The following is a 17,290-nucleotide window of genomic DNA, read 5'->3' as shown; positions in this document are numbered from 1 at the left end:
TTGGCGTCAATGTTAGGCGGTCACGGCGTGGTCCAGGCGAACCGCGCCGCGCGCGACGGCACGCCGCAGGCCCGACACGATCGCCTGCAAGGACGCGTTGACGATGTTGCGGTCCATGCCGACGCCGAACAGCGTCTGCTCGCCGATGCGCAGCTCGAGGTAGGCCACCGCCCTTGCGTCGGCACCCTCGCCGACCGCGTGCTCGTGATAGTCGAGCACACGCAGGTCGACGCCGCTGCACTGGGCCAGCCCGGCGACGAAGGCATCGATCGGGCCGTTGCCCTCGCCGCTCACGGTCTGCACCGCGCCGTCGATCTGCACGCGGGCCTCGACGGTCACCCGCCCCGGCCCCGCCTCGCGCACCGCGACCTGCGAAACGCCGGGCCGGTCGACGCCGTACTCGCGGTCGAAGATGGCGCGGATGTGTGCCGCGTCGACTTCCTTGCCGCTGTCGTCGGTCACCGCCTGGACGACCTGGCTGAACTCGATCTGCAGGCGTCGCGGCAGTTCGAGCCCGAACTCGGTCTCGAGCAGGTAGGCGATGCCGCCCTTGCCCGACTGGCTGTTGACGCGGATCACTGCGTCGTAGCTGCGGCCCAGGTCCTTGGGGTCGATAGGCAGGTAGGGCATGTCCCAGACCTCGTCGCCGCGGCGCGCCGCGAAAGCCTTGCGGATCGCGTCCTGGTGCGAGCCTGAGAACGAGGTGTAGACCAGATCGCCGACGTACGGATGGCGCGGGGGCACCGGCAGCTGGTTGCAGTGCTCGACGCAGCGGCGCACCTCGTCGATGTCGGAGAAGTCGAGCCCGGGCGCCACCCCTTGCGTATACAGGTTCAGCGCGATGTTGACCAGGTCGACGTTGCCGGTGCGCTCGCCGTTGCCGAACAGGCAACCCTCGATGCGGTCGGCACCGGCCATCAGCGCCAGTTCGCCGGCCGCCGTGCCGGTGCCGCGGTCGTTGTGCGGATGCACCGACAGCACCACGCCCTCGCGCCGGGCGATGTGGCGGTGCATCCACTCGATCATGTCGGCGAACACGTTCGGCGTGCTGTGCTCGACGGTCGACGGCAGGTTGACGATCACCTTGTGCGTCGGCGAGGCCTGCCACACCTCGGTGACCGCATCGACGACACGCTTGGCAAACGGCAACTCGGTACCGGAGAACATCTCCGGCGAGTATTCGAAGGTCCAGGCAGTCTCCGGCTGTGCGCGCGACAGTTCGCGGATCAGCCGTGCATGCATGGCCGCCAGTTCGACGATGCCGTCCTCGTCCAGGCCGAGCACGACACGGCGCATCACCGGCGCGGTCGCGTTGTAGACATGCACGATGGCACGCCGGGCACCGCGCAGCGCCTCGAAGGTGCGCCGGATCAGTGGCTCGCGAGCCTGGGTCAGCACCTGGATGGTGACGTCGTCGGGCACCAGGCTGCGTTCGATCAGCAGCCGCACGAAGTCGAAGTCGGTCTGCGAGGCCGACGGAAAGCCGACCTCGATCTCCTTGAAGCCGATCTTCAGCAGCATCTGGAACAGGCGCAGCTTGCGCTGCGCGTCCATCGGCTCGATCAGCGCCTGGTTGCCGTCGCGCAGGTCGACGCTGCACCAGCGCGGCGCGCGCTCCAGCACGGCATCCGGCCAGCGGCGGTCGGCCAGGGCGACAGGCTTGAACGCCCGGTACTTGTGCTGCGGTTGCTTCAACATCATCGGTGCCTCGTTGGTGAACGTTGGGCAACCCGCGCATCGAATCAGAAAGACAAACGGCCCGCTGCGGGTTGCATACGGGCCGTTGGATCGGAAACGGAGGGACGTGGACGATCAGCGAGCCCGTGAAACTCCTAGAGGCGCTAGCGTGAACGCAGGACCGAACGTCATGCGCGCAATGTAGCACAGGCCGTTCATTGATGCAGACCCTGCTCGTCCGGCTCGTCGGTCGAGGTGGCGATCACGCTGACCGGCCTGCCCTTGGCCTTGCGATACACGTACATCGCGTAGCCGGACAGGCCGTAAACGACGAACAACGCGAACAGCACGGTGGGCGGGTGGTAGGCGACCAGGGCGAAGGCGAGCGCGATGGCGACGATCACGATGAACGGCACGGTGCGCTTGAAGCTCACGTCCTTGAAGCTGTAGAAGGGGACGTTGGTGACCATCGTCAGCCCGGCGAACAGCGTGAATCCCATCGCCACCCAGCCGAGCCACGGTCCTTCCCGGAATCCCTTGTAGCCGCTGTCGTCCATCAACCAGATGAAACCGATCACCAGGGCTGCCGCGGCGGGGCTGGGCAGCCCCTGGAAGAAGCGCTTGTCGACCACCCCGGTGTTGACGTTGAAGCGCGCCAGGCGCAGCGCAGCGGCCGCACAGTAGACAAAGGCTGCGATCCAGCCCAGCTTGCCCATCCCCTTGAGCGCCCACTCGTAGACGATCAGCGCAGGCGCGGCGCCGAAGGACACCATGTCCGACAGGCTGTCCATCTGCTCGCCGAAAGCGCTCTGCGTGTTCGTCATGCGAGCCACCCGACCGTCGAGACTGTCGAGGACCATCGCACAGAACACGCCGATGGCCGCGTTCTCGAAACGCTGGTTCATCGCCATCACGATGGCATAGAAGCCCCCGAACAGCGCCGCCAGCGTGAAGAGGTTCGGCAGGATGTAGATGCCCTTGCGGCGAGGACGCGGCGGGGGCTCCGCGTCGTCGCCAGCCAGGTCGGGTGTGTCGCTCATGGCCGCGAGGATACCCCAGCGGACATGAGAAGGGCCGTGCGAACGCCCGCACGCCTCCCGCAGGAACTGATCGGAATCAGTGCGCGCTCAGTTGCGTGACTGATCGACCAGGCGGTTCTTCTTGATCCACGGCATCATCGCACGCAGCTTCTCGCCGACCTGCTCGATCGAGTGCTCGGCAGTGAGGCGACGGCGCGACTGCAGCGTCGGTGCGCCGGCGCGGTTCTCGAGGATGAAGCTCTTAGCGTACTCGCCGGTCTGGATGTCCTTCAGCACCTGCTGCATTGCCTTCTTCGTCTCCTCGGTGACGATTTTCGGCCCCGTCACGTACTCGCCGTACTCCGCGTTGTTCGAGATCGAGTAGTTCATGTTCGCGATGCCGCCTTCGTAGATCAGGTCGACGATCAGCTTCAGTTCATGCAGGCACTCGAAGTAGGCCATCTCGGGTGCATAACCGGCCTCGACCAGCGTCTCATAGCCCGCCTTGATCAGTTCGACAGTGCCGCCGCACAGCACGGCTTGTTCGCCGAACAGGTCGGTTTCGGTCTCCTCGCGGAAGTTGGTCTCGATGATGCCCGCCTTGCCACCGCCGTTGGCCACGGCATACGACAGCGCCAGGTCGCGCGCCTTGCCCGACTTGTCGGCGTAGACGGCGATCAGGTGCGGCACGCCGCCGCCTTGTGTGTAGGTCGAGCGAACAGTGTGGCCCGGGGCCTTCGGCGCAACCATCCAGACGTCGAGGTCGGCGCGCGGCACGACCTGCCCATAGTGCACGTTGAAGCCGTGCGCGAAGGCGAGCGACGCTCCCTGCTTGATGAACGGCTCGACGTCGTTCTTGTAGACGGTGGCAATCTGCTCGTCGGGCAGCAGGATCATCACCACGTCTGCGGTCTTCACCGCTTCCGATACCTCGGCGACCTTCAGCCCCGCCTTCTCGGCCTTGGACCAGGACGCCCCACCCTTGCGCAGGCCGACAGTGACCTTCACACCGCTGTCGTTGAGGTTCTGGGCGTGCGCATGGCCCTGCGAGCCGTACCCGATGATCGTGACGTTCTTGCCCTTCACCAGGCTCAGATCCGCGTCCTTGTCGTAATAGACCTTCATGCTGTTCTCCTTCAGTTCTTTCGTTCAGTGAGGGCGGGATTCAGACGCGCAGGATGCGCTCGCCGCGACCGATCCCGCTGGTGCCGGTACGCACGGTTTCGAGGATGGCGGCACGGTCGATGGCCTCGATGAAAGCATCGAGCTTGCTCGCGTCGCCGGTGAGTTCGATGGTGTAGCTCTTCTCGGTCACGTCGATGATGCGGCCGCGGAAGATGTCGGCCATGCGCTTCATCTCCTCCCGCTCCTTGCCGACGGCGCGCACCTTGATGAGCATGAGCTCGCGTTCGGTGTAGGCGCCTTCGGTCAGGTCGACGACCTTGACGACCTCGATCAGCCGGTTCAAGTGCTTGGTGATCTGCTCGATCACCTCGTCCGAGCCGGTGGTGACGATGGTCATGCGCGACAGCGACGGATCTTCCGTCGGCGCCACCGTGAGGCTTTCGATGTTGTAGCCGCGGGCGGAGAACAAGGCGACCACGCGCGAGAGCGCGCCAGGCTCGTTCTCGAGCAGCAAAGCGATGATGTGTTTCATGGTGGTGTTCAGCGCGCTCTTCAGACCGGCGGCGGTAACCGACGGCCCTTGGCCACGCTCTTCATTGACAGGAACGATCGATCCGAGGCGTTCGCCACGTCCCGCCGGCTCCTGGCGCACGCCCGGTCAGACGCGCACCCTCGTCGGCGTTTCGCGGATCACAGGTCCTCGGAGCCCAGCAGCATCTCCGTGATGCCCTTGCCCGCCTTGACCATCGGCCAGACGTTCTCGGTCGGGTCGGTGCGCACGTCGAGGAACACCGTGCGGTCCTTCAACCGGATGGCCTCGCGCAGCGCCGGCTCGACGTCGCCCGGCTTCTCGATCTTCAGCCCCACGTGGCCATACGCCTCGGCGAGCTTGACGAAGTCAGGCAGCGCATCCATGTAGCTGTGCGAGTAGCGGCCCTGGTAATCCAGTTCCTGCCACTGTCGCACCATGCCCAAGTAGCGGTTGTTCAGCGAGATGATCTTGACCGGCGTCTTGTACTGCGAGCAGGTCGAGAGCTCCTGGATGCACATCTGGATCGAGCCCTCGCCGGTGATGCAGAACACGTCCGATTCCGGCTTGGCCAGCTTGATGCCCATCGCGTAGGGCAGTCCCACACCCATCGTGCCCAGGCCCCCGGAGTTGATCCAGCGTCGCGGCTCGTCGAAGCGGTAGTACTGTGCCGCCCACATCTGGTGCTGGCCGACGTCCGATGTGATGTAGCAGTCGCTGTCCTTGGTCAGCTCCCAGAGCTTGTCGACCACGTACTGCGGCTTGATGACCTCGCTGCTGTTCTTGTACTTGAGGCACTCGCGCTTGCGCCACTCGTTGATCTGACCCCACCAGGCCGACAGCGTCTGCACGTCGGGCTTGGCCTGCGCCTCCTTGATCTGGGCGATCAGTTCCTGCAGCACATCCTTGACGTCGCCGACGATCGGAATGTCGACCTTGACGCGCTTGGAGATCGACGACGGGTCGATGTCGATGTGCACGATCTTGCGCTGCACCGTCGCGAAGTGCGCCGGATTACCGATGACACGGTCGTCGAAGCGCGCGCCCACGGCCAGCAGGACGTCGCAGTTCTGCATCGTCATGTTGGCTTCATAGGTGCCGTGCATGCCCAGCATGCCGAGGAACTTCGGGTCACCGGCCGGGAAGGCGCCCAGGCCCATCAGTGTGTTGGTGCACGGGTAGCCGAGCAAATCGACCAGCTCGCGCAGTTCCGCCGAGGCATTGCCCAGGATCACGCCCCCGCCGGTGTAGATGTAGGGCCGCTTGGCCGTCAGCAGCAGTTGCACCGCCTTGCGGATCTGCCCCCCGTGACCCTTGCGCACCGGGTTGTACGAGCGCATCTCCACCGTCTGCGGATAGTGGAACGGCGTGGTCTTCAGCGACACGTCCTTCGGGATGTCGACCACCACGGGTCCAGGCCGGCCAGTGCGGGCGATGTGGAAGGCCTTCTTCAGCGTCGTCGCCAAGTCGCGCACGTCCTTGACCAGGAAGTTGTGCTTGACGATCGGGCGGGTGATACCGACGGTGTCGCACTCCTGGAAGGCGTCGAGGCCGATCGCCGGCGTGGGGACCTGCCCGGTGATGATGACCATCGGGATCGAGTCCATGTAGGCCGTCGCGATGCCGGTGACGGCATTGGTGACGCCCGGTCCCGAGGTGACGAGAGCCACGCCGACTTCCCCGGTGGCGCGCGCGTAGCCATCGGCCGCGTGGATGGCCGCCTGCTCGTGGCGCACCAGTACGTGCTCGATGGTGTTCTGCTTGTACAGCGCGTCGTAGATGTAGAGCACCGCTCCGCCGGGGTAGCCCCAGAGGAACTTGACGCCCTCGGCCTGCAGACTGCGGACCAAGATTTCCGATCCGTTCGGGTCGGCGTGGGGGGGAGTTTGCGGTTGTGCCGAAGCGGCACGCTTGATATCCGCGGCAGACATGTCCATGTAGAACCTCTGTGAATTTCTCTGACGAAAAACCATCGGTGCACCTCTCCGCATCCTCGTGAGACGGGTGTGGTACCTGCGCGGTCAGGAAAACGAGGCGTCCGGGTCGGACGTCCAGCTCATGACCCAGCTGTTGTGCAAAGCAGCATTATGACATCTGTTTGCACACCGGCCCGCGCGCCAGCCGTGGCAAATGGGTGCGATGACATAATCCCGCGCGTCCCTTCGGGCCCCCCATCGAGGCGCCTGCCCTTGGCATCCGACACCGAACTCGCCGACTTCCTCAAGAGCGCAGAGAAGCGCGCCTTCAAGCGCGTCGCCTATGCCGTTCGGGATGACGATGCCGCGCTCGACATCGTCCAGGACTCGATGATCCGCCTGGCGGAAAAGTACATCGACCGGCCGGCCGCCGAACTGCCCCTGCTCTTCCAGCGCATCCTGTCCAACGCCACGATGGACTGGTTTCGGCGCCAGAAGGTGCGCAACGCCTATGTGCGGAATTTCTCGGATTTCGAGGGCGCCGATGAGGACGCAGACTTCAACATCCTGGATACCCTGGAGGCGCTCGACGGCTCCAGCCGGACGGAGAGCGCTGCCGACTCGGTGTCCCGGGCTCAGATCCTGCTGCTCATCGAAGAGGAAGTCCAGCAGTTGCCCGGCCGTCAACGAGAGGCATTCGTGCTGCGTTACTGGGAGGAGCTCGATGTCGCCGAAACCGCCCAGGTGATGGGTTGTTCGGAGGGAAGCGTCAAGACACATTGCTCCAGAGCAGTGCACGCCTTGGCCAAGTCCCTGCAGGCAAAGGGAATTACACCGTGAAGAACTCGAACACCAGCGTCTATCAGACCGCCCAGGAGGCCCGGGAAGCCCGCGTCGCCTTCCGGATCGCCGCCCGACTGAGCGAGCGTGCCGAAGCCCTCGACGCCGACATCGCTGAGCGGTTGCGTTTCGCGCGAGAGAAGGCCGTCGCGCGAGCCCAGGCCGTCCGCACGGCCGACGAACGTCCGGTCGTCGCCGTGAGTGCTTCCGGCTCGGCGCTGCTGGGAGGCGACGGTGGCTGGTGGGTTCGGCTCGGCTCGCTGCTGCCGCTGATTGCCCTGGCGGGAGGCCTGCTGTTGATCAGCCAGTGGCACACCGAAGCGCAGATCTCGGCAGCGGCCCAGATCGACGCGGAACTGCTGGCAGACGACCTGCCACCGGCCGCCTACAACGACGCCGGCTTCGTCGAGTTCCTCAAGACACCTCGGGACTGAGGGTCGGCGGTGAGCCCTCTGCGCCATCATTGCACTTGGTCGGTACCTCGCGCGCTGCTCCTGTGCGTCTTCGCGGCCGTCGGCGCGTGGGCAGCAGGCGCCGCGCAGGCACAACACAAGGTGGCCGGACGGGTGCCCGTCGTGGCTGGCGCGGAAAGTGGCCCCGGTTGGCAGGATCTCTCGCCGTCGCAGCGTGCAGCGCTCAAGCCGCTCGAACGTGAGTGGTCGAGCATCGACGCGTCCGGCAAGCAGAAGTGGCTGGAGATCGTGGCGCGCTACCCGAGCCTGCCGCCTGCCGAGCAGCAGCGCATCTCGGGGCGCATGGCCGAGTGGGTGAAGATGTCACCCAGCCAGCGTGGTCAAGCCCGGATGAACTTCCAGTCTGCCCGCCAGTTGACGGCCGAGGAACGTCAGGCACGATGGAAGGCCTACCAGGCGTTGACGCCCGAGCAGCGCAGCCGACTGGCGGCGCGCGCCGCCCCCGGAGCAGCACCGGCCGCCCGCAGTGCCGAGAGTTCCCGGCGCCCGCCGCCATCGTCGCGCGACGCCGTGCAGTCCAAGTCCAACATCGTGCCGAATCCATCCTACGCCGGATCACCCAGGCCCATCGGGCCGTCGGTGGTTCAGGGCGCACCCGGCGCCACCACGTCCCTGATCTCGAAGCGGCCCGCACCGCCGACGCACCAGCAGCCCGGCCTGCCGAAGATTGCGGCGACGCCCGGCTTCGTGGACAAGCAGACGCTGTTGCCGCAGCGGGGCGCGCAGGGCGCGGCCGCAATCACGCCGCCCTCGTCGCCGGCAAGCCGGCGGTGAGCGCAACGGAATCGGACCCCCCGGGCGAGTTGCATGCACCGGGCCTGTGGCGGCGCATGGCCTGCTTCCTCTACGAAGGCGTGCTGCTGTTCGGGGTGGTGATGATCGCGGGCTACCTGTTCTCCAGCCTGACCCAGCAACGCCACGCCCTGAGCGGTCGGCACGGATTGCAGGCATTCCTGTTTGTCGTCCTCGGCATCTATTTCGTATGGTTCTGGTCGCACGGCGGCCAGACGGTGGCGATGAAAGCCTGGCACATTCGGCTCGTCGATCGACGTGGCCAGCCCGTCACCGAGGCGCGCGCGCTGCTGCGCTACCTGCTGAGCTGGTTGTGGTTCGTGCCTGCCCTGCTCGCTCTGTGGATGGGTGACCTGAAGAGCGGCGCTGCCATCACCATCGTGCTGCTCACCGGCGTGGTCGGCTATGCCATGCTCGCGCTGCTTCATCCGCAGCGGCAGTTCTGGCACGACGCCGCCTGCGGGACGCAGTTGGTGCACTGGAAACCGCCGCCGAAACGCTGAGCCCGAGGCAGAATCCGCCTCCATGACCAATCCTCACAAGGGGCGCACAGGACTGCATCGCATCGTGCGCGCCACCGTGTATTCGCTTGACGGACTCCTTGCGGCCTACCGGGGCGAAAGCGCATTCCGCCAGGAGTTCTGGCTCGCCGCCGTGATGTTGCCCGCAGCGCTCTGGCTGGGGCGCAGCTGGATCGAAGTGGCGATGCTCGCCGGCTCGGTGATGCTGGTGCTGATCGTCGAATTGCTCAATTCCGGCATCGAGTCGGCCATCGACCGCATTTCCTACGAGATGCACGATCTGTCCAAGCGTGCCAAGGACCTCGCCAGCGCGGCCGTCATGCTGTCGCTGCTGCTGTGCGGTGGCATCTGGGTCGCGGCGTTGTGGCAGCGCTTCGGGCCGGCAGCATGACCGCGCGCCTGTCGCTGTGCGTCTACTGCGGCTCGCGCGAGGGCGGCAGCCCTGCCTACGCTGAAGCCGCCGCAGCCATCGGCACGGCCATCGGACAGCGCGGCTGGCAGCTGGTCTATGGCGGCGGTCGCGCCGGGCTGATGGGCCGGGTGGCCGATGCCGCGTTGGCCGCGGGCGCGCGAGTCGTCGGTGTCATTCCACGCTCGCTGATGGAGCGAGAAGTCGGGCATGCCGGCCTGACCGAGCTGCATGTGGTGGAGACGATGCACCAGCGCAAGCTGCTGATGGCCGAACGCAGCGATGCCTTTGTCGCCCTGCCCGGCGGCATCGGCACCTTCGAAGAGCTTTTCGAGGTCTGGACCTGGCGACAACTCGGTTATCACGACAAGCCAGTCGGACTGCTCAACGTCGACGGCTACTACGACGGCCTGCTCGGATTCCTGGAGCAGACCGTGGCCCAGGGCTTCGTGTCGGATCCGCAGCATGCATTGCTGCAGATCGCTACTCGGCCCGCCGACCTGCTCGATGCCGTGGCACGGCTTGCCCCGCAGGCCACCGCACCGGACGATTACGGTCGCATTTGACGGGGCACCGGCTCAGACTGCGTCTTCGTTGAGCTCGCCGGTGCGGATGCGCACCACCTGCTCGACCGCGGTGACGAAGATCTTGCCGTCGCCGATCTTGCCGGTCTTCGCGGCCCGGACGATCGCCTCGATGCAGCGCTCGACGTCGGCATCCTTGACGACCACCTCGACTTTCACCTTGGGAAGGAAGTCGACCACGTACTCGGCGCCGCGGTAGAGCTCGGTGTGGCCCTTCTGGCGGCCGAAGCCCTTGACCTCGGTGACGGTGAGGCCGGTCACGCCCACCTCGGCCAGCCCCTCACGCACCTCTTCGAGCTTGAACGGTTTGACGACGGCGGTGATCTGCTTCATGGCCAGCTCCGAGAGGTTTGAGTTGCGTCTAGTTTAAGCGCGGAACTTCGACGTGATGGGATAGCGCCAGTCCCTCCCGAAGGCGCGGTGGGTGATGCGAATTCCCACCGGGGCTTGGCGGCGCTTGTACTCGTTGACCTTGATGAGCCGGGTGACGCGCTCGACGTCGGCCGGATCGAAACCCGCCGCGACGATCTGCTCGATCGACTGGTCGTCCTCCATGTAGCGTTCCAGGATGGCGTCGAGCACCTCGTAGGGGGGCAGGCTGTCCTGGTCGACCTGGTCCGGCCGCAGTTCCGCCGACGGCGGACGCGTGATGATGCGGCTGGGAATCACCTCCGAACCCTGCGCGTTCTTCCAGTTCGCCAAGCGGTACACCAACGTCTTCGCCACGTCTTTGATGACGGCGAAGCCGCCGGCCATGTCGCCGTAGAGCGTGCAGTAGCCGGTGGCCATCTCGCTCTTGTTGCCGGTGGTCAGCACGATGGCGCCGAACTTGTTGGACAGCGCCATCAGCAGCGTGCCGCGGATGCGCGCCTGGATATTCTCTTCGGTAGCGTCCTCGGGTAGACCGGCGAACTCCGCGGCGAGGCTGGCGCGGAAGGCATCGAACATCGGCACGATGGAAATCTCGTCGTAGCGCACGCCCAGACGTCGCGCCATGTCTTTCGCATCGATCACCGAGATGTCCGCGGTGTACGGCGACGGCATCATCACCGCACGCACCTTCTCCGCACCGAGCGCATCGACCGCGAGCGCCAGCACGAGCGCCGAATCGATGCCGCCGGACAGGCCGATGATCGCGCCGGGAAAGCCGTTCTTGCCGAGATAGTCGCGCACGCCGGTGACCAGTGCCGACCAGGCCTGCGCCTCGAGGCATGGGACTTCGGCCATGGTGCCGCGCACCTGCGCGCCCGCGACCTCGACGAGGGTGAGCGCCTCCTCGAACATCGGCGCGCGCGCGCCCACGGCGCCCCGGGCGTCGAGCGCAAACGACGCGCCGTCGAACACCACCTCGTCCTGCGCACCGGTCAGGTGCGAGTAGAGCAGGGGCAAGCCGACACTGCGGGCACGCTCGGCCATGCGCTCTTGGCGCTCGGCGAGCTTGCCGAGGTGGAACGGCGAGGCATTGAGCACGCACAGCGTCTGGGCACCGGCAGCCTTGGCTGCAGCCGCCGGCTCGTCGAACCAGGCGTCCTCGCAGATCAGCAGCGCGAAGCGCGTGCCGCCGACCTCGAACACCACCGGCGGCTGCGCCGCGTCGCGGCCGGAGGCGAAGTAGCGTCGCTCGTCGAAGACTTGGTAGTTGGGCAGTTCGCGCTTGCAGTAGGTGGCGGCGACCCGTCCCCCTGCGAGCACCGAGGCGGCGTTGTAGCGCTTCTGCACGGCCACCGACTTCGACCTAACATCCCCCCGATCGCCGAACTGATGCGGATGCCCCACCACCACGTGCAAGCCCTCGAGATCCGCCAGCGCCTTCGCGCAGGCCGACAGCGCCTCGGCGCAGGACCGCATGAACGCCGGGCGCAGCAGCAGGTCCTCCGGCGGGTATCCGCACAGGCTCAGCTCCGGGAACAGCACCAACTGCGCCCCTTCGGCGTGGGCGCGACGCGAAAAGTCGACGATGCGCTGCGCGTTGCCGGCGATGTCGCCCACCGTCACGTTGATCTGTGCGAGTGCCACCTTCACCGGGGGTTGGACTGACATATGCGGGGCAGAACGCAGGAGGACGCGGGCCTCGACGAGGGCTCGGGAGATTATGTCATTCGGGTCCTCGACGGGCCGGACCGCATCGATGCCACGGCATGGAATGGGTTGCTCGAAACACAGCGCGGCGCGAACCCTTTTCTCCGGCACGAGTACCTGCACGCGCTGCACGCCTCCGGCAGTGCAACGGCCGCCACCGGCTGGCAGCCCTGCTTCATCGTGGTGCAGCGGCGCGGCGAGCTCGTCGCCGCCTGCCCGCTCTACCTGAAGTCGCACTCCTACGGCGAGTACGTGTTTGACTGGGCCTGGGCCGACGCCTACCAGCGCCATGGCCTCGTGTATTACCCGAAGTTGCTCGATGCCGTGCCGTTCACGCCGGTGCCGGGCGCCCGACTGCTCGCGCGCGAGCCGGCCGACCGCCGACTCCTGCTGCGCGCCATTCAGCAATTGGCGCGCCGGCAGGACTTGTCGTCGGCGCACCTGCTCTTCTTCGACGAACCCGACCGCGAGGCGGCGGCGCACGAGGGCTGGATGTTGCGCAGTTCCATCCAGTTCCACTGGTGCAATCCGGCCGAGGCCCCGTACTGCGACTTCGCCGCCTTCCTCGCCAGCCTGCAGCGCGAGAAGCGCAAGAAGATCCAGCAGGAACGGCGCCGCGTCGCGGAGGCTGGCATCGTCTTCGAGACCCTGCAGGGCGAGGCGATCGGCAGCGCGGACTGGGACTACTTCTACCGCTGCTACACGCTCACATATCGCGCCCACCACTCCACGCCCTACCTGACGCGCGACTTCTTCTCCCGCATGGCCGCCACCATGGCACGGCACTGGATGCTGTTCGTCGCGCGGCGAGGCGCCGAGCGCGTCGCCTGCTCGCTGATCGCTGTCGACCCCGAGCGGCGCATCGCCTTCGGCCGCTACTGGGGTTGCACCGAGCACGTGCCCTGTCTGCACTTCGAGGCCTGCTACTACCAGCCGCTGCAATGGTGCATCGCGCAGGGCTACCGCCGATTCGAGGGTGGCGCCCAGGGGGAGCACAAGATGGCGCGCGGCCTGCTGCCGGTGCAGACGTTCTCGGCGCACTGGCTCGCCCAGCCGCAGTTCGCACGTGCGGTGGCCGACTTCCTGGCGCGAGAGGGCGCCGGCGTCGAGGGCTACCTCGACGAACTCAACGAACGCAGTCCCTTCAAGGCTGCTTGAAGTCGCCGGCGAGCACGACGACGAAGTCGTCGGGCTTCAAGTACTTGCGCAGCGCTGCGTTGACCTGCGAAAGCGTGAGCTTGGCGATCGCCGCGTCGATCTTCGCCGCGTGGGCGTAGCTGCGATCGAGATCGAGGTTGCTCGCCAGCGTGGCGGCCATGCTGCCGTCCTGCGCGCGCGACAGGCGGCGGAAGTTCAGCAGGCCCCGCTGGCCCTCGGCCAGTTCCTGCGCCGTGAAGCCGTCGCGCAGCGCTCGCGCCAGTTCCTCTCGGAACGCCTGCTCGACCTTGGCGCCGTTCTGCGGCGCGAAGATCGCGCTGGCCAGCCACACCGAATGCGGCTCGTGCGGGTTCCATGAGACACGGCTGTTGACGTCGTAGGACAGCCCCTCCTTCTCGCGGATGCGCTTCCAAAGCCGCGAGTTGCCTCCCAGGCCGAGCAGGTAGTTGGCCATCGCCAGCGCCGGGTAGTCGGCATCACGGTCCGACAGCGGCAGCGGCAGTCTTGCCAGCATCGTGGCGTTCTGCTTGTCGGGCGTGGCCAGCACGAGTCGCTGCGGTGCAACCGCGACGAAAGGCCTCGGCACGCGCGTGTAGTCCGCGCCGGCGCGCCAGTCACCGAAGGCGGACTGCAGCGCGGCGCGCACCTCCGCCACGTCGAGGTCGCCCGCCGCCGCGAACTCGCCACGCGCGGCACCGTAAAAGCGCGTGTGGAAGTCCCGCACCTTCTCCAGCGAGACCGCATTGACGTCCTCCACCATCTCGTCGAAGGTCCGCGCGTAACGCACGTCGCCGCGCGGGTACGGGTTGCCAATGCGGGCGAGCACATTCTCGGCCAACGCGTCGGGCTCCTTGCGCTGCGACTCGATCGAGGTCAACGCCTGGCGCTGCAGTTCGCCAAAGGCCTCCGCCGGGAAGGCCGGCCTGCGCAACAGCTCTCCGGCGAGCGCGATGGCGGCCGACAGGTGCGGCCGGCGCGAGGAGATCGTCACTCTGACCTGTCCGGGCGACGCACGGAAGGCCATCTCCGTCTTCAGCTGGTCGAGGCGGTCCTGCACCTGCTCGCGCGTCATCGTCGCCGTGCCCTTGTCGAGCAGTGCCGCGGTGAAGTCGGGCACCTCGCCGAGGCCCGCAAGGGTAGCCGCATCGCCGAAGCGCAGCGTCAGCACGGCGCGCACGGCCTGGCCGCGCGTGCCCTTGGGCACCACGGCGGCGCGCAAGCCGCCGACCTCGAAGCGCTTCGTGCGGGCGTCGATGTTGGCCGGCGTGGCAGCGAACGCCTCGACCTTCGCCGCGGCCTGGGCGGGCTTGAAGTCGCGCATCACCTCGGCCATGTCGACGCGCCGTGGCGCCGGCGCGCGCAGCGGCTTCTCGGTGGGCAGGTAGGTGGCCACGGTGCGGTTGTCGGCGACCAGGCGCTGCGTGGCGACGCGCTGCACGTCCGCGAGCGTCGCTTCGCGCACGCGATCGCGCGCGAGGAAGAACATGCGCCAGTCGCCCTGCGCCACCGACTCCGACAGCACCATGCCGACGGCCTCGGGGTTGCTGAAGGTCTGTTCCCAGTGCTTCAGCCACTTGGCACGCGCGCGCTCGAGCTCGGTCTCGGTGAGCGGCTCGGCGGCGAAGGACTCGATCGTGCCGAGCATTGCCGCCCTGGCCGCGTCGGGTGTCGACGCGGGCGGCAGTTGGGCACCGAGCAGCAGCACCGAGGGCTCGGCCAGGTCGAACGATTCGCCGAAGGTGGCTGCGGCGAGCTGCTTCTCGGTCAGGCTCTTGTGCAACCGGCCCGATGGCGCGTCGCCGAGCACCAGCGCGAGCAGGTCGGCCGCCGCCGCGTCCGGGTCGCCGGCGGGCGGCATGTGGTAGCCAGCAAAGATCAGCGGCGCGCCGCCCACGCGGCGCAAGGTCACGCTGCGCTCGCCGTCCTGCGCCGGATCGAGGGTGTACTGCCCGGGCAGCACGCGCTTGGGCTTCGGCAGTCGGCCGAAGGTCGCTGCCACGCGCTGCAGCACGCGCTGCGTGACGAAGCTGCCCGACACGATGAGCGTGGCATTGTCCGGCTGGTAGTAGTTCCTGTAGAACGCCTTCAGCCGACCGATGTCGACATTCTCGACATCGCTGCGCGCACCGATCACGTCCTTGCCGTAGTTGTGCCAGTCGTACATCAGCGCCAGAGTGCGCTGGTAAAGGATGCGCTGCGGGCTGTTCTCGCCCATCTCCATCTCGTTGCGCACCACCGTCATCTCGGTGTCGAGGTCGCGCCGGGCGATGAAGCTGTTGACCATGGAGTCGGCCAGCCACCCGATGTACCAGTCGAGGTTGCCCTCGTCGGCGGAGAAGCTGGCGGTGTAGTTGGTGCGATCGAAGCTGGTCGAGCCGTTTGCGCGCAGGCCGCGCTTCTCGAACTCGGCCCACACCTTGGGATGCTTCGGCGTGCCCTTGAAGATCAGATGCTCGAGCAGGTGGGCCATGCCCGTCTCGCCATAGTTCTCATGGCGAGAACCGACGTGATAGGTCAGGTTGACCGTGGTGGTCGGCTTCGAATCGTCGGCGACCAGCAGCAGTTGCAGCCCATTGTCGAGGCGGTACTCTGCGATGCCCTCGACCGAGGTGACGGCGCGCACGCCGGCCGGCAGGGCCTGCGCCTGGGCCAGGCCCAGTTGCAGGCTGACGAACAGAAGGACAAGACCGCGTAGGAGTCGGAGCATGGTCGGCACGGGAACTTCGGGGTGACGGCAGTGTAGGAGCACGCCGCGTCCAAAAAGATCCGCGGCCCGTGCCGGCCGCCAGACGGTCTCAGGCGCCCGGCTGGATCTTCTTGTAGGCCGCGATGCCGCCGGTCACCTCGGCCTTGGCCGACTCCGGGCCTTCCCAGCCCTTCACCTTGACCCACTTGCCCGCCTCGAGGTCCTTGTAGTGCTCGAAGAAGTGCTGGATGGCCTTCAGGCGCATCTGATTGATGTCTTCCGGCTTGTGCCAGTGGCTGTAGATCGGGCAGACCTTGTCGATCGGCACGGCGAGAAGTTTGGCATCGCCGCCGGCCTCGTCGTCCATCTTCAGCACCCCGAGCGGCCGGCAGGTGACGACCACGCCAGGCGTCAGTGCGTAGGGCGTGATCACCAGCACATCCACCGGGTCGCCGTCGTCGGACAGCGTCATCGGGATGTAGCCGTAGTTGCACGGGTAGTGCATCGCGGTGGTCATGAAGCGGTCGACGAACATGGCCCCCGACTCCTTGTCGACCTCGTACTTGATCGGATCGGCGTTCATCGGGATCTCGATGATCACGTTGAACTGCTCGGGTGCCTTGGGGCCGGGGGTGACGTTGTGCAGGCTCATGAGGATCTCGCGGAACTCCGGAAAAACCCGAATTCTACGCAGAGCACTGTCGGCGACCTGACACATTGATCCCGGGCACGGAACGGTGGAAAACACCGTCACGCCGTCGTTGCCTTGGCCAGGGCCATCCCGTAGCATCCCGCGAGCCCTGGAGCGGGCCGTCGCTCGCGCATGCGCGAACGCTTTGCAGGTCCAAACAATCAAGAGCCAAGCAATGAGGAAGGAGATCCCTTGATGTCCACCACCGTGGCGCTATATGTAGCGCTCGCCTGCGGTCTGGCCGCTGTCGTCTACGGCTTCGTGCAGCGAAGCTGGATCCTGGCGCAGAGCCCCGGCAACGCCCGTATGCAGGAGATCGCCGGCGCGATCCAGCAAGGCGCTGCCGCCTATCTCGCCAGGCAGTACAAGACCATCGCCATCGTCGGCGTGGTGCTGGCCGTCCTGATCGGGGTCTTCCTCGACGGCACGACCGCCGTTGGCTTCGTCGTCGGCGCCGTGCTGTCGGGCGCCTGCGGATTCATCGGTATGAACGTCTCGGTGCGCGCCAACGTGCGCACCGCGCAGGCCGCCACGCAGGGCATCGGGCCTGCGCTGAACGTCGCCTTCAAGGGCGGCGCCATCACCGGCATGCTGGTGGTCGGCCTGGGCCTGCTGGGCGTCGGCATCTTCTTCCTGTTCATCACCGGCAACGGCAACCTCACACCGGACAAGAGCCTGTCGTCGGTGCTCAAGCCGCTGCTCGGCCTGGCCTTCGGCTCGTCGCTGATCTCGATCTTCGCGCGACTCGGCGGCGGCATCTTCACCAAGGGCGCCGACGTCGGCGCCGACCT

The 17,290-nt window shown here is 66.7% G+C and carries 17 protein-coding genes; 8 read left to right on the top strand and 9 right to left on the bottom strand.

What is annotated here, in order from left to right; translation table 11 throughout:
* Positions 1–12: 12 nt before the first annotated feature.
* The 5 genes from leuA to Q0599_RS06945 all read right to left on the bottom strand — a co-directional run bounded on the left by leuA (position 13) and on the right by Q0599_RS06945 (position 6,287).
* Positions 13–1,698: a 2-isopropylmalate synthase gene (leuA, locus tag Q0599_RS06965; RefSeq protein ID WP_298827821.1), complete on the bottom strand. Its 1,686-nt coding sequence runs from the start codon at positions 1,696–1,698 to the stop codon at positions 13–15.
* A 194-nt stretch (positions 1,699–1,892) separates the two neighbouring features.
* Entirely contained in the window at positions 1,893–2,717 is an 825-nt protein-coding gene (gene pssA, locus Q0599_RS06960; protein WP_298827609.1) for a CDP-diacylglycerol--serine O-phosphatidyltransferase, read from the bottom strand.
* 87 nt (positions 2,718–2,804) lie between these two features.
* Positions 2,805–3,821, bottom strand: coding sequence for a ketol-acid reductoisomerase (ilvC, locus tag Q0599_RS06955; RefSeq protein WP_298827606.1), 1,017 nt, complete (start codon positions 3,819–3,821; stop codon positions 2,805–2,807).
* A 40-nt stretch (positions 3,822–3,861) separates the two neighbouring features.
* Positions 3,862–4,353, bottom strand: a complete 492-nt coding sequence (ilvN, locus tag Q0599_RS06950; protein ID WP_298827604.1) for an acetolactate synthase small subunit — start codon at positions 4,351–4,353, stop codon at positions 3,862–3,864.
* Between the two features lie 158 nt (positions 4,354–4,511).
* Positions 4,512–6,287, bottom strand: a complete 1,776-nt coding sequence (locus Q0599_RS06945; RefSeq protein WP_298827600.1) for an acetolactate synthase 3 catalytic subunit — start codon at positions 6,285–6,287, stop codon at positions 4,512–4,514.
* A gap of 252 nt (positions 6,288–6,539) precedes the next feature.
* Between Q0599_RS06945 and Q0599_RS06940 the strand changes: the two genes are divergently transcribed.
* From Q0599_RS06940 to Q0599_RS06915, 6 genes are read left to right on the top strand one after another with little or no spacing between them, the layout of a single operon-like run.
* Entirely contained in the window at positions 6,540–7,106 is a 567-nt protein-coding gene (locus tag Q0599_RS06940) for an RNA polymerase sigma factor (protein ID WP_298827597.1), read from the top strand.
* The gene (locus Q0599_RS06935; protein ID WP_298827594.1) at positions 7,103–7,540 is read left to right on the top strand and encodes a DUF3619 family protein; all 438 of its coding nucleotides are present in this window, start codon (positions 7,103–7,105) and stop codon (positions 7,538–7,540) included. The genes Q0599_RS06940 and Q0599_RS06935 overlap by 4 nt, the downstream gene beginning before the upstream one ends.
* A 9-nt stretch (positions 7,541–7,549) precedes the next feature.
* Positions 7,550–8,353 carry a DUF3106 domain-containing protein gene (locus Q0599_RS06930; protein WP_298827591.1) on the top strand — a complete coding sequence of 268 codons (804 nt, stop codon included), beginning with the start codon at positions 7,550–7,552 and terminating at the stop codon, positions 8,351–8,353.
* The gene (locus Q0599_RS06925) at positions 8,350–8,874 is read left to right on the top strand and encodes an RDD family protein (protein WP_298827588.1); all 525 of its coding nucleotides are present in this window, start codon (positions 8,350–8,352) and stop codon (positions 8,872–8,874) included. Before Q0599_RS06930 ends, Q0599_RS06925 begins: the two co-directional genes overlap by 4 nt.
* A gap of 22 nt (positions 8,875–8,896) precedes the next feature.
* Complete coding sequence (locus Q0599_RS06920) at positions 8,897–9,283, top strand: diacylglycerol kinase (protein ID WP_298827585.1); 387 nt, start codon at positions 8,897–8,899, stop codon at positions 9,281–9,283.
* Positions 9,280–9,867 (top strand): TIGR00730 family Rossman fold protein, encoded by a 588-nt coding sequence (locus Q0599_RS06915; RefSeq protein WP_298827581.1) that lies wholly within the window; start codon positions 9,280–9,282, stop codon positions 9,865–9,867. The genes Q0599_RS06920 and Q0599_RS06915 overlap by 4 nt, the downstream gene beginning before the upstream one ends.
* A 12-nt stretch (positions 9,868–9,879) precedes the next feature.
* Here Q0599_RS06915 and Q0599_RS06910 read toward each other — a convergent pair whose 3' ends face one another.
* Positions 9,880–10,218 (bottom strand): P-II family nitrogen regulator, encoded by a 339-nt coding sequence (locus Q0599_RS06910; RefSeq protein WP_298827579.1) that lies wholly within the window; start codon positions 10,216–10,218, stop codon positions 9,880–9,882.
* Positions 10,219–10,251: 33 nt separating this feature from the next.
* Positions 10,252–11,925 carry an NAD+ synthase gene (locus Q0599_RS06905; RefSeq protein WP_298827577.1) on the bottom strand — a complete coding sequence of 558 codons (1,674 nt, stop codon included), beginning with the start codon at positions 11,923–11,925 and terminating at the stop codon, positions 10,252–10,254.
* On the opposite strand from Q0599_RS06905, the gene Q0599_RS06900 reads away from it, so the two are divergent.
* Complete coding sequence (locus Q0599_RS06900) at positions 11,926–13,122, top strand: GNAT family N-acetyltransferase (protein ID WP_298827575.1); 1,197 nt, start codon at positions 11,926–11,928, stop codon at positions 13,120–13,122.
* Here Q0599_RS06900 and Q0599_RS06895 read toward each other — a convergent pair.
* Both Q0599_RS06895 and ppa read right to left on the bottom strand, forming a co-directional pair.
* Positions 13,109–15,829: a pitrilysin family protein gene (locus Q0599_RS06895; protein ID WP_298827573.1), complete on the bottom strand. Its 2,721-nt coding sequence runs from the start codon at positions 15,827–15,829 to the stop codon at positions 13,109–13,111. The genes Q0599_RS06900 and Q0599_RS06895 overlap by 14 nt on opposite strands.
* An 88-nt stretch (positions 15,830–15,917) precedes the next feature.
* Positions 15,918–16,460: an inorganic diphosphatase gene (gene ppa, locus Q0599_RS06890; RefSeq protein ID WP_298827570.1), complete on the bottom strand. Its 543-nt coding sequence runs from the start codon at positions 16,458–16,460 to the stop codon at positions 15,918–15,920.
* A gap of 234 nt (positions 16,461–16,694) precedes the next feature.
* Between ppa and Q0599_RS06885 the strand changes: the two genes are divergently transcribed.
* On the top strand, positions 16,695–17,290 hold a 596-nt coding region (locus Q0599_RS06885; protein WP_298827567.1), incomplete at its 3' end, for a sodium/proton-translocating pyrophosphatase.

It is taken from the genome of uncultured Piscinibacter sp. (genome assembly GCF_937952055.1).
In the GTDB taxonomy this organism is placed as follows: domain Bacteria; phylum Pseudomonadota; class Gammaproteobacteria; order Burkholderiales; family Burkholderiaceae_C; genus Piscinibacter.
This window is presented reverse-complemented; position numbering and strand designations above follow the sequence as displayed.

Excerpts from the sequence above, each read along its gene's own strand:
- leuA (WP_298827821.1), bottom strand. The coding sequence starts at position 1,698 with ATGTTGAAGCAACCGCAGCACAAGTACCGGGCGTTCAAGCCTGTCGCC.
- pssA (WP_298827609.1), bottom strand. The coding sequence starts at position 2,717 with ATGAGCGACACACCCGACCTGGCTGGCGACGACGCGGAGCCCCCGCCG.
- ilvC (WP_298827606.1), bottom strand. The coding sequence starts at position 3,821 with ATGAAGGTCTATTACGACAAGGACGCGGATCTGAGCCTGGTGAAGGGC.
- ilvN (WP_298827604.1), bottom strand. The coding sequence starts at position 4,353 with ATGAAACACATCATCGCTTTGCTGCTCGAGAACGAGCCTGGCGCGCTC.
- Q0599_RS06945 (WP_298827600.1), bottom strand. The coding sequence starts at position 6,287 with ATGGACATGTCTGCCGCGGATATCAAGCGTGCCGCTTCGGCACAACCG.
- Q0599_RS06920 (WP_298827585.1), top strand. The coding sequence starts at position 8,897 with ATGACCAATCCTCACAAGGGGCGCACAGGACTGCATCGCATCGTGCGC.
- Q0599_RS06915 (WP_298827581.1), top strand. The coding sequence starts at position 9,280 with ATGACCGCGCGCCTGTCGCTGTGCGTCTACTGCGGCTCGCGCGAGGGC.
- Q0599_RS06910 (WP_298827579.1), bottom strand. The coding sequence starts at position 10,218 with ATGAAGCAGATCACCGCCGTCGTCAAACCGTTCAAGCTCGAAGAGGTG.
- Q0599_RS06905 (WP_298827577.1), bottom strand. The coding sequence starts at position 11,925 with ATGTCAGTCCAACCCCCGGTGAAGGTGGCACTCGCACAGATCAACGTG.
- Q0599_RS06900 (WP_298827575.1), top strand. The coding sequence starts at position 11,926 with ATGCGGGGCAGAACGCAGGAGGACGCGGGCCTCGACGAGGGCTCGGGA.
- Q0599_RS06895 (WP_298827573.1), bottom strand. The coding sequence starts at position 15,829 with ATGCTCCGACTCCTACGCGGTCTTGTCCTTCTGTTCGTCAGCCTGCAA.
- ppa (WP_298827570.1), bottom strand. The coding sequence starts at position 16,460 with ATGAGCCTGCACAACGTCACCCCCGGCCCCAAGGCACCCGAGCAGTTC.